Source organism: Enterobacter sp. RIT637 (assembly GCF_019718755.1).
Taxonomy (GTDB): domain Bacteria; phylum Pseudomonadota; class Gammaproteobacteria; order Enterobacterales; family Enterobacteriaceae; genus Enterobacter.
Genome location: NZ_JAIHAZ010000020.1, coordinates 62,350 through 73,187 on the forward strand (window position 1 = coordinate 62,350; position 10,838 = coordinate 73,187).

9 protein-coding genes are annotated in these 10,838 nt (G+C 58.1%); 7 read left to right on the forward strand and 2 right to left on the reverse strand.

Going from position 1 to position 10,838, the window contains the following annotated elements:
* Positions 1-16 precede the first annotated feature (16 nt).
* The 4 genes from ubiG to yfaE all read left to right on the forward strand — a co-directional run bounded on the left by ubiG (position 17) and on the right by yfaE (position 4,870).
* Positions 17-745, forward strand: coding sequence for a bifunctional 2-polyprenyl-6-hydroxyphenol methylase/3-demethylubiquinol 3-O-methyltransferase UbiG (ubiG, locus tag K5E19_RS20990; RefSeq protein ID WP_221552893.1), 729 nt, complete (start codon positions 17-19; stop codon positions 743-745).
* 347 nt (positions 746-1,092) lie between these two features.
* Entirely contained in the window at positions 1,093-3,378 is a 2,286-nt protein-coding gene (nrdA, locus tag K5E19_RS20995; RefSeq protein ID WP_221552894.1) for a class 1a ribonucleoside-diphosphate reductase subunit alpha, read from the forward strand.
* A gap of 107 nt (positions 3,379-3,485) precedes the next feature.
* The gene (gene nrdB, locus K5E19_RS21000; RefSeq protein WP_221552896.1) at positions 3,486-4,616 is read left to right on the forward strand and encodes a class Ia ribonucleoside-diphosphate reductase subunit beta; all 1,131 of its coding nucleotides are present in this window, start codon (positions 3,486-3,488) and stop codon (positions 4,614-4,616) included.
* Positions 4,616-4,870, forward strand: a complete 255-nt coding sequence (gene yfaE, locus K5E19_RS21005) for a class I ribonucleotide reductase maintenance protein YfaE (RefSeq protein WP_221552898.1) — start codon at positions 4,616-4,618, stop codon at positions 4,868-4,870. The genes nrdB and yfaE overlap by 1 nt, the downstream gene beginning before the upstream one ends.
* 105 nt (positions 4,871-4,975) lie before the next feature.
* Here yfaE and glpQ read toward each other — a convergent pair whose 3' ends face one another.
* The gene (gene glpQ / locus K5E19_RS21010) at positions 4,976-6,034 is read right to left on the reverse strand and encodes a glycerophosphodiester phosphodiesterase (RefSeq protein WP_221552900.1); all 1,059 of its coding nucleotides are present in this window, start codon (positions 6,032-6,034) and stop codon (positions 4,976-4,978) included.
* Between the two features lie 11 nt (positions 6,035-6,045).
* The gene (gene glpT / locus K5E19_RS21015; RefSeq protein ID WP_089597932.1) at positions 6,046-7,398 is read right to left on the reverse strand and encodes a glycerol-3-phosphate transporter; all 1,353 of its coding nucleotides are present in this window, start codon (positions 7,396-7,398) and stop codon (positions 6,046-6,048) included.
* 252 nt (positions 7,399-7,650) lie between these two features.
* Here glpT and glpA point away from each other — a divergent pair, with 252 nt between their 5' ends.
* The 3 genes from glpA to K5E19_RS21030 form a co-directional block, all read left to right on the forward strand.
* A complete protein-coding gene (glpA, locus tag K5E19_RS21020; protein WP_221552901.1) occupies positions 7,651-9,279 on the forward strand; it encodes an anaerobic glycerol-3-phosphate dehydrogenase subunit A in 1,629 nt (542 codons plus the stop codon).
* A complete protein-coding gene (gene glpB / locus K5E19_RS21025) occupies positions 9,269-10,486 on the forward strand; it encodes a glycerol-3-phosphate dehydrogenase subunit GlpB (RefSeq protein WP_221552902.1) in 1,218 nt (405 codons plus the stop codon). The genes glpA and glpB overlap by 11 nt, the downstream gene beginning before the upstream one ends.
* The coding region (locus tag K5E19_RS21030) for a 4Fe-4S dicluster domain-containing protein (protein ID WP_221552904.1) at positions 10,483-10,838 on the forward strand (356 nt) is incomplete at its 3' end. The genes glpB and K5E19_RS21030, both read left to right, overlap by 4 nt.

Below are 10,838 nucleotides of genomic sequence, written 5' to 3' on the forward strand. Positions count from 1 at the left end.
AGGAGTAAAAGCGCCCATGAATGCCGAAAAATCCCCGGTGGCTCACAACGTTGACCACGAAGAGATTGCCAAATTTGAAGCGGTGGCGTCCCGCTGGTGGGATCTCGAAGGTGAGTTCAAACCGCTGCATCGCATTAACCCGCTGCGTCTGGGCTATATCGCGGAGCGTTCCGGCGGTCTGTTCGGTAAGAAAGTGCTCGATGTCGGCTGCGGCGGCGGCATTCTGGCGGAAAGCATGGCGCGCGAAGGTGCCACCGTTACCGGCCTCGATATGGGCTTTGAACCGCTGCAGGTCGCCCGGCTTCACGCGCTGGAGTCCGGCGTTCAGGTGGAATACGTGCAGGAAACCGTGGAAGAGCACGCGGCGAAACACGCCCATCAGTACGATGTGGTGACCTGCATGGAGATGCTGGAGCACGTTCCAGACCCGCAGTCCGTGGTGCATGCCTGTGCAAAACTGGTGAAACCGGGCGGCCAGGTCTTCTTCTCAACCATCAACCGCAACGGCAAAGCCTGGCTGATGGCCGTTGTTGGCGCGGAATATGTGCTGCGCATGGTGCCGAAAGGCACGCACGACGTGAAGAAATTCATCAAGCCAGCGGAGCTGTTAAGCTGGGTTGATCAAACGTGGCTCAAGGAGAAGCACATCACCGGTCTGCATTACAATCCATTAACGGATAAATTCAAGCTGGCACCGGGCGTAGATGTTAATTATATGTTGCACACCACCGCCAAAAACGACTAACGTCATTCGTTATTCTTATAAAGATTGCGCGACATCATGTTGCGCAATTCTGACCTCTCGTTGAAGAAATCAGCACTCGATCAAATTTTGAATTTTTTTTCTTAATTATTGACATCTCGTCCAGGCCTTACGGTACGAGGACTTACGCTTTTTTACCCATTCACAACCTCAATTTAACGTCAAAATCAACCCTTGTGCTGAAATGATTCGATACTAGAATACTCACCATATAGCGTTTTTCTTATCGCAAACCCCCTATATGTAGTATTTATCCACAGAGTTAGTCACAAGACGGATCTGTGGATAAGCGGGGGATATTTTTTATTTCACGGACAGGTAAAACCCACATGAATCAGAGTCTGCTGGTGACAAAGCGCGACGGTACTACCGAGCGTATCAATCTGGACAAAATCCATCGAGTTCTCGACTGGGCAGCAGAAGGACTGAACAACGTATCTATTTCCCAGGTTGAGCTGCGATCCCACATCCAGTTCTACGACGGCATCAAAACGTCTGATATCCACGAAACCATTATCAAAGCAGCGGCGGATCTCATCTCCCGCGAAGCACCGGATTATCAGTACCTCGCTGCACGTCTGGCGATTTTCCACCTGCGTAAAAAAGCCTACGGCCAGTTTGAGCCGCCGAAGCTGTACGATCACGTGGTGAAAATGGTTGAGCTGGGCAAATACGACACGCATCTGCTGGAAGACTATACGGAAGAAGAGTTCGAGCAGATGAACGAGTTTATCGATCACTGGCGCGACATGAACTTCTCCTACGCGGCGGTGAAGCAGCTCGAAGGTAAATACCTGGTTCAGAACCGTGTGACGGGCGAAATCTACGAGAGCGCCCAGTTCCTCTATATTCTGGTGGCCGCCTGCCTGTTCTCTAACTACCCGCGTGAGACCCGCCTCTCTTACGTGAAGCGTTTCTACGATGCGGTCTCCACGTTCAAGATTTCGCTGCCGACGCCAATCATGTCCGGCGTGCGTACCCCAACCCGTCAGTTCAGCTCCTGCGTACTGATCGAGTGTGGTGACAGCCTGGATTCCATCAACGCTACTTCCAGCGCCATCGTGAAATACGTTTCCCAGCGCGCCGGTATCGGCATCAATGCTGGTCGCATCCGTGCGCTGGGCAGCCCGATTCGCGGCGGTGAAGCGTTCCACACCGGCTGTATCCCGTTCTATAAGCACTTCCAGACGGCAGTAAAATCCTGCTCTCAGGGCGGCGTGCGCGGCGGTGCTGCGACCCTGTTCTACCCAATGTGGCACCTGGAAGTGGAAAGCCTGCTGGTTCTGAAGAACAACCGCGGCGTGGAAGGCAACCGCGTGCGTCACATGGACTACGGCGTGCAGATCAACAAGCTGATGTACACCCGTCTGCTGAAAGGTGAAGACATCACCCTGTTCAGCCCGTCCGACGTTCCGGGCCTGTACGACGCGTTCTTCGCCGATCAGGACGAGTTCGAGCGTCTGTACACCAAGTATGAAAAAGACGACAGCATCCGCAAGCAGCGCGTGAAGGCGGTAGATCTGTTCTCCCTGATGATGCAGGAGCGTGCCTCTACCGGCCGTATCTACATCCAGAACGTGGACCACTGCAATACCCACAGCCCGTTTGATCCGGTCGTTGCCCCAGTGCGCCAGTCTAACCTGTGCCTGGAGATCGCCCTGCCAACCAAACCGCTGGAAGACGTGAACGACGAAAACGGCGAAATCGCGCTGTGTACGCTGTCCGCGTTCAACCTGGGTGCGATTAAGACCCTGGACGAGCTGGAAGAGCTGGCCGTGCTGGCAGTTCGCGCGCTCGACGCCCTGCTGGACTACCAGGATTACCCAATCCCGGCCGCTAAACGCGGTGCAATGGGCCGTCGTACCCTGGGTATCGGCGTGATCAACTTCGCGTACTGGCTGGCGAAAAACGGCAAGCGTTACTCCGACGGCAGCGCTAACAACCTGACGCACCAGACGTTTGAAGCTATTCAGTACTACCTGATGAAAGCCTCCAACGAGCTGGCGAAAGAGCAAGGCGCATGCCCGTGGTTCAACGAAACCACCTATGCGAAAGGCATTCTGCCAATCGACACCTACAAGAAAGACCTGGATGCGATCGTCAGCGAGCCGCTGCACCTCGACTGGGAAGGCCTGCGTGAGTCCATCAAGACCCACGGCCTGCGTAACTCCACGCTTTCTGCCCTGATGCCGTCCGAGACCTCGTCGCAGATCTCTAACGCCACCAACGGCATTGAACCGCCGCGCGGCCACGTCAGCATTAAAGCGTCGAAAGACGGCGTGCTGCGTCAGGTCGTTCCGGACTACGAAACGCTGGGTAATAACTACGAGCTGCTGTGGGAAATGCCAAACAACGACGGCTACCTGCAGCTGGTGGGTATCATGCAGAAGTTTATCGACCAGTCGATCTCTGCCAATACCAACTATGACCCGACGCGCTTCCCGTCCGGCAAGGTTCCGATGCAGCAGCTGCTGAAAGACCTGCTGACCGCGTATAAGTTTGGCGTAAAAACGCTGTACTATCACAACACCCGTGACGGTGCGGAAGACGCGCAGGACGACATGGCCCCGTCAATTCAGGACGATGGCTGCGAAAGCGGCGCATGTAAGATTTAATAAATCCCCTCACCCTAACCCTCTCCCACAGGGAGAGGGAACTCTTTCCCCCTCTCCCTGTGGGAGAGGGCCGGGGTGAGGGGGAAATAACACCACAGGACACATTCATGGCATACACCACCTTTTCACAGACGAAAAACGACCAGCTCAAAGAGCCGATGTTCTTCGGCCAGCCGGTCAACGTGGCACGCTACGATCAGCAAAAATATGACATCTTCGAAAAGCTGATTGAAAAGCAACTTTCCTTCTTCTGGCGCCCGGAAGAAGTGGACGTTTCCCGCGACCGCATCGATTTTCAGGCGTTGCCGGATCACGAAAAACATATCTTCCTCAGCAATCTGAAATACCAGACGCTGCTGGACTCCATTCAGGGCCGTAGCCCAAACGTGGCGCTGCTGCCGCTGATCTCGATTCCTGAGCTGGAAACATGGGTGGAAACCTGGGCGTTCTCCGAGACGATCCACTCCCGCTCTTACACCCACATTATCCGCAACATCGTGAACGATCCGGCGGTGGTGTTTGACGATATCGTCACCAACGAGCAGATCCAGAAGCGCGCGGAAGGCATTGCGCACTACTACGACGAGCTGATCGAGATGACCAGCTACTGGCATCTGCTGGGCGAAGGCACCCACAACGTGAACGGTAAAACCATTACCGTTAACCTGCGCACGCTGAAAAAGCAGCTGTACCTGTGCCTGATGAGCGTTAACGCGCTGGAAGCGATCCGCTTCTACGTGAGCTTCGCCTGCTCCTTCGCCTTTGCCGAGCGCAAGCTGATGGAAGGCAACGCCAAAATCATCCGCCTGATCGCCCGTGACGAAGCCCTGCATCTGACCGGCACCCAGCACATGCTGAACCTGCTGCGCAGCGGCGCGGACGACCCGGAAATGGCTGCGATTGCCGAAGAGTGCAAGCAGGAGTGCTACGACCTGTTCGTGCTGGCGGCCCAGCAGGAGAAAGAGTGGGCAGACTACCTGTTCCGCGATGGCTCCATGATTGGCCTGAACAAAGACATCCTGTGCCAGTACGTTGAGTACATCACCAACATCCGCATGCAGGCGGTCGGCCTCGACCTGCCGTTCCAGACGCGCTCTAACCCAATCCCGTGGATCAACACCTGGCTGGTGTCCGATAACGTGCAGGTTGCGCCGCAGGAAGTGGAAGTGAGCTCTTATCTGGTCGGTCAGATTGATTCTGAAGTCAACACCGACGACCTGAGCGACTTCCAGCTCTGATGAGCCGTGTAACGCTGAGCCTTTCTGGCACAGAAGTGCTGTGTCAGGAAGAGCACCCTTCCCTGCTGGTGGCGCTTGAAGCACATCAGGTGGAGGTAGAGTACCAGTGTCGTGAAGGCTATTGCGGCTCCTGCCGCTGCCGTCTGGTCACAGGCCAGGTGGACTGGCTGACCGAACCGCTGGCCTTTATCAACGAAGGGGAAATTTTGCCCTGCTGTTGCCGGGCGAAAGGCGATATAGAGATCGAGATGTGATGTTGTCCTTATCCCCTCTCCCGGTGGGAGAGGGTTAGGGTGAGGGCATCAGGCCGCAGAGCCTGATTGTCGGGTGGCGGCTTCGCCTTACCCGACCTACCAAACCTACTTCCGGTGAATGAATTCGACCGCTTTATCCGGGAAATCCGTAAACAGCCCGTCCACACCCGCCTGGTTATACAACACCTCATAAAGCTGATTCACGTCCGTGGCATACTCCGGCAGCTGGTCTGCACGCACCGTATACGGATGCACCTGCATCTTGCTGGCGTGCGCTTCTTTCACCATCGCCGTCAGCTTCACGTGGCCCGGCGTTGAGCCTTCCGCCACCAGCATATGGTAATCCGGCCCAACGCCGTCGGCGTACTGCGCAATCTGCTTCATCGCGCCCGGCTTGAACATCCAGTCGTAGCTGTAGTTCACCCACTTCCCGTCCGGCTGCTTCTCCTGGGTTTCGTTCCAGTCGGTATAGGCAATCAGCTGTACCAGATTGAGATCCATCCCCATCTTCGGCTCCAGCTCGGTTTTGATGCGCTTCAGCTCGGCGGCGTCAAAACACTGCAGGTAGACTTTGTCCTTCTTGCTGGTGTAGCCGTACTGTTTCAGCACCTCCAGCGTCTTCGCGGCAATGTCCTTCCCTTCCTGATGGTGGAACCACGGGGCTTTGATCTCCGGATAGATACCGATATTTTTCCCGGTTGAGTGGTTCAGCCCCTGAACAAACTCAATCTCTTCCTGGAAGGTATGAATGCGGAAGTCAGATTTGCCCATCGGGAAACGTCCCGGATAGACCTGCACCTTCTTGCCGTTTTCAATCTCAAAGCCTTCGGTAAACTTCAGGGAACGGATCTCCGCCAGGGTGAAATCAATGGCGTAGTAGCGGCCATCTTTTCGCGCGCGGTCCGGGAAACGCTCCGCCACGTCCGTCACGCGGTCCAGATAGTGGTCATGCAGGACGACCAGTTGGTCGTCCTTCGTCATCACCAGATCCTGCTCCAGGTAGTCCGCACCCTGGGCATAGGCCATCGCTTTCGCCGGAAGCGTATGCTCCGGCAGATAGCCGCTGGCACCGCGGTGGGCGATAACAATTTTATCGGCCGCCAGCGCGGAGCCTGTCATCAGGCCCGCCAGCAGCAGGCCGGCTGCAAGTTGAGTTAATTTCATCGCAATGCTCCTTATTGACGACGCGCCAGCACTTCCGCGTGGTGACGTTTCTCGCCGATCATCACAACAATCAGCAGCAGTACCGCCAGCACGCTGCCGCCAATCATCACCATAAAGCCGCCGTCCCAGCCGAAGAAGTCAACGGTGTAGCCCACGATGGCGCTCGCCGCGACCGAACCGCCCAGATAGCCGAACAGACCGGTAAAGCCTGCCGCCGTGCCTGCCGCTTTTTTCGGTGCCAGCTCCAGCGCGTGCAGACCGATCAGCATTACCGGACCGTAAATCAGGAAGCCGATAACGATCATGCAGGCCATATCTACTGATGGGTTGCCCGGCGGGTTGAGCCAGTAAACGACGGTCGCGATGGTGACCAGGGTCATAAAGAACACGCCCGTCGCGCCGCGGTTGCCTTTAAACACCTTGTCCGACATCCAGCCGCAGAGCAGCGTGCCCGGGATCCCGGCATATTCATACAGGAAATAGGCCCAGGAGGATTTATCCAGCGCGAAGTGTTTCACCTCTTTCAGGTAGGTTGGCGACCAGTCGAGGATGCCGTAGCGCAGCAGGTAAACAAACACGTTCGCCACCGCGATGTACCACAGCAGCTTGTTCGGCAGGACGTACTTCATGAAGATCTGCTTTGCCGTCAGCTCTTCTTCGTGCTCCTTGCTGTAATCATCCGGATAGTCGTTTTTGTACTCTTCAATCGGCGGCAGGCCACAGGACTGCGGCGTGTCGCGCATCAGCGCGAAAGCGATAATCGCCACGACGATGGCGCCAAAGGCGGGCATATACAGCGCGGCTTTCCAGTCGTTAAACCAGGCCATCCCCAGCAGGAACAGTAGTGGCGGAAGCCCGCCACCGACGTTATGCGCGCAGTTCCACACCGACACGATACCGCCGCGCTCTTTCTGCGACCACCAGTGCACCATGGTACGTCCGCACGGCGGCCACCCCATCCCCTGGAACCAGCCGCAGAGGAACAGCAGCACGAACATAATCGCAATACTGGACGTCGCCCACGGCACAAAGCCCATGAACAACATCACCGCGGCCGCCAGAATCAGACCGGCAGGCAGGAACACGCGCGGATTCGAGCGATCTGACACCGAGCCCATGATGAATTTGGAAAAACCGTAGGCGATGGAGATCCCCGACAGCGCGAACCCCAGATCGCCGCGGGAGAAGCCCTGCTCCACCAGATACGGCATGGCGAGCGCAAAGTTTTTACGCACAAGGTAGTACGCCGCGTACCCGAAGAAGATCCCCAGGAAAATTTGCCAACGCAGACGGCGGTAAAGCGGATCAATTTCTGCCTCTGGCAGACGCGCCCGATGCGGCGCAGGTTTGAAGATACTGAGCATGACAGCCTCCGTGGCCTTGAATTGAATGGGCAGGTGGCTCGCACCTGATTTCCAGTGGCGGGGATGTTAAGAAATCACGGTGATTGTTACTGTGAATCAACGCACAGATTGTTACAGAAATATGACAGAATGCGCAAAAAAGCGCATGAAATCACGTTTCACTTTCGAATTTCGCGCGTTTATGTTCGAAATCAAACAAACCACACGATTGATATGGCTAAATGATAAAAAAACGAACATAGAGGGTAAACAATGACCATTCACGATCCTCGTTATAGCGATGTGATAATCATTGGCGGTGGCGCAACCGGCGCCGGGATCGCACGCGACTGCGCCCTGCGCGGCCTCAGCGTCACGCTTCTGGAGCGTCATGACATTGCCACAGGCGCTACCGGGCGTAACCACGGCCTGCTGCACAGCGGCGCGCGGTACGCGGTGACCGACGGTGAATCCGCGCGCGAATGTATTGCTGAAAACCAGATCCTCAAGCGTATCGCCCGCCACTGCATTGAGCCGACCGACGGCCTCTTTATTACCCTTCCTGAAGATGACCTCGCCTTTCAGAAGACCTTTATTACCGCCTGTACCGCAGCGGGCATTCAGGCTGAGGCCATAGACCCGGCGCTGGCGCGGCGGCTGGAACCGTCGGTTAACCCGGCGCTTATTGGCGCGGTGAAAGTGCCTGACGGCACCGTTGACCCCTTCCGCCTGACCGCCGCCAACATGCTGGACGCCCGCGAGCATGGCGCGCACGTTCTGACCGGGCACGAAGTGACCGGGCTTATCCGCGAGGGAAATCGCATCTGCGGCGTGCGGATCCTTGATACGCAGTACAACGAACACAGCGAACTGTATGCCGCCGTGGTGGTTAACGCGGCGGGGATCTGGGGGCAACGCATTGCGGAATACGCCGACCTGTCGGTACGCATGTTCCCGGCGAAAGGCTCGCTGCTAATTCTAGACCACCGCATCAATAACCACGTGATCAACCGCTGCCGCAAACCGTCCGACGCCGATATCCTCGTCCCGGGCGATACCATTTCGTTAATCGGTACCACCTCAACCCACGTGGACTACAGCGAGATTGACTACAACCGCGTGACCGCCGAAGAGGTCGATATCCTGCTGCGCGAAGGGGAAAAACTGGCCCCGGTGATGGCCCAGACGCGTATTCTGCGCGCCTACGCGGGCGTGCGTCCGCTGGTCGCCAGCGACAACGACCCGAGCGGGCGCAACGTCAGCCGGGGCATCGTGCTGCTCGATCACGCCGAGCGCGACGGCATGGACGGGTTTATCACCATCACCGGCGGCAAGCTGATGACCTACCGCCTGATGGCCGAGTGGGCGACCGATGCCGTCTGCCGCAAGCTGGGCAATACCGAACGGTGCGTGACGGCAGATCAGCCGCTGCCCGGCTCGCGTCAGTCAACCGAAAAAACCCTGCAAAAAATCATCTCCCTGCCCGCGCCGCTGCGCGGATCCGCGATTTACCGCCACGGCGACAGAACGCCGCAGTGGCTTGGTGAAGGACGTCTGAGCCGTAGCCTGGTGTGCGAGTGCGAAGCCGTCACCGCTGGTGAAGTGCAGTACGCGGTGGAGAGCCTGACGGTCAACAGCCTGCTCGACCTCCGCCGCCGCACGCGCGTCGGAATGGGCACCTGTCAGGGCGAGCTGTGCGCCTGTCGTGCCGCCGGGCTGCTGCAGCGTTTTCACACCACCACCGCCACCCAGTCGCTCGATCAGCTCAGCGCGTTTTTAAACGAGCGCTGGAAAGGCATTCAGCCTGTAGCCTGGGGCGATGCCCTGCGCGAAAGCGAATTTACCCGCTGGGTCTACCAGGGGCTTTGCGGTCTTGAGAAGGAGCAACGCGATGAAATTTGATACCGTCATCGTCGGCGGCGGGCTGGCAGGCCTGCTCTGCGGCATCAAACTGACGAAGCAGGGGCTGCGCTGCGCCATTATCACTCGGGGCCAGAGCGCCCTGCACTTCTCGTCGGGCTCGCTGGATCTGGTGGACGAAGCGTACCGCGATAAACTGCCGCCGGAGCACCCCTATCACCTGATTGGCGCGCAGCATATTGACCGCTTTGCGCTGGAAACCGAAGCGCTGCTGGCGGACTGCGGGGCGCGTCTGAAGGGAAGCGCCAGGCAAAATCACCAGCGCGTCACGCCGCTCGGCACCCTGCGCTCCGCCTGGCTCAGCCCGGAGGAGGTGCCCGTTGCCCCCATCAACGCCGCGCGCGTGCGGGTGGTGGGTATTAGCGGCTTTCTGGATTTTCAGCCCCATCTCGCGGCGGCGTCGCTCTGTCGCCAGGGCGTTAACGCCGATACGGCAGAGATAGAGCTGCCTGAGCTTGATGTCCTGCGCGATAACCCGAGCGAGTTTCGCGCGGTGAATATCGCCCGTTTTCTGGATAACGAGGACAAATGGCCGCTGCTGTATGACGCGCTCAGGCCGCTCGGCGAAACCTGCGATGCCCTGTTAATGCCCGCCTGCTTTGGTTTACGCGACAACCGGCTCTGGCGCTGGCTCTCGGATCGGCTGCCCTGCTCGCTCGGCCTGCTGCCCACGCTGCCCCCTTCCGTGCCCGGCATTCGTCTGCACACCCAGCTTCAGCGTCAGTTTGTTGCGCAGGGCGGCGTGTGGATGGCGGGTGATGAGGTGAAAAAAATTACCCTGACCGACGGCGCGGTGAGCGAAATCTGGACGCGCAACCATGATGACATTCCACTTCGCGCGCGCTACGCGGTGCTGGCAAGCGGCAGCTTCTTCAGCAACGGGCTGCTGAGCACCCGCGAGGGGATCCGGGAGGCGATTCTGGGACTGGACGTCAGGCAAAGCCCGTCCCGCGCGGACTGGTATCAGAGCGATTTCTTCACGCCTCAGCCCTGGCAGCAGTTCGGCGTCATCGCCGACGCGCATCTGCACCCGCAGCTTTCCGGTCAATCGATCGGCAATCTCTTCGCCATCGGCTCCGTGCTGGGTGGATACGATCCCATCACTCAGGGCTGCGGTGGCGGGGTCTGCGCCGTCACGGCGCTGTATGTGGCAGAGCAGATTATTCAGCACACGGAGGCTGCACAATGAACGACACCCGTTTTGAAAGCTGCATTAAATGCACGGTGTGCACCACCGTCTGCCCGGTCAGCGGCGTGAACCCGCGCTACCCCGGTCCGAAGCAGGCCGGGCCGGACGGCGAGCGCCTGCGCCTGAAGGACGGCAAGCTGTACGACGAGGCGCTGAAATACTGCATCAACTGCAAACGCTGCGAAGTCGCCTGCCCGTCGGATGTCAAAATCGGCGATATCATCCAGCGCGCCCGGGCGCGCTACAGCACGCAGAAACCCACATTGCGCGATGCGATCCTGAGCCATACCGATCTGATGGGCAGCGTCTCGACGCCGTTTGCCCCGCTGGTGAATACCGCGACCTCTCTCAA

Bases quoted from the DNA above. Each gene is read 5' to 3' on its own strand.
- glpB (WP_221552902.1), top strand. From the start codon at position 9,269: ATGAAATTTGATACCGTCATCGTCGGCGGCGGGCTGGCAGGCCTGCTC.
- nrdA (WP_221552894.1), top strand. From the start codon at position 1,093: ATGAATCAGAGTCTGCTGGTGACAAAGCGCGACGGTACTACCGAGCGT.
- glpT (WP_089597932.1), bottom strand. From the start codon at position 7,398: ATGCTCAGTATCTTCAAACCTGCGCCGCATCGGGCGCGTCTGCCAGAG.
- glpA (WP_221552901.1), top strand. From the start codon at position 7,651: ATGACCATTCACGATCCTCGTTATAGCGATGTGATAATCATTGGCGGT.
- glpQ (WP_221552900.1), bottom strand. From the start codon at position 6,034: ATGAAATTAACTCAACTTGCAGCCGGCCTGCTGCTGGCGGGCCTGATG.
- nrdB (WP_221552896.1), top strand. From the start codon at position 3,486: ATGGCATACACCACCTTTTCACAGACGAAAAACGACCAGCTCAAAGAG.
- yfaE (WP_221552898.1), top strand. From the start codon at position 4,616: ATGAGCCGTGTAACGCTGAGCCTTTCTGGCACAGAAGTGCTGTGTCAG.
- ubiG (WP_221552893.1), top strand. From the start codon at position 17: ATGAATGCCGAAAAATCCCCGGTGGCTCACAACGTTGACCACGAAGAG.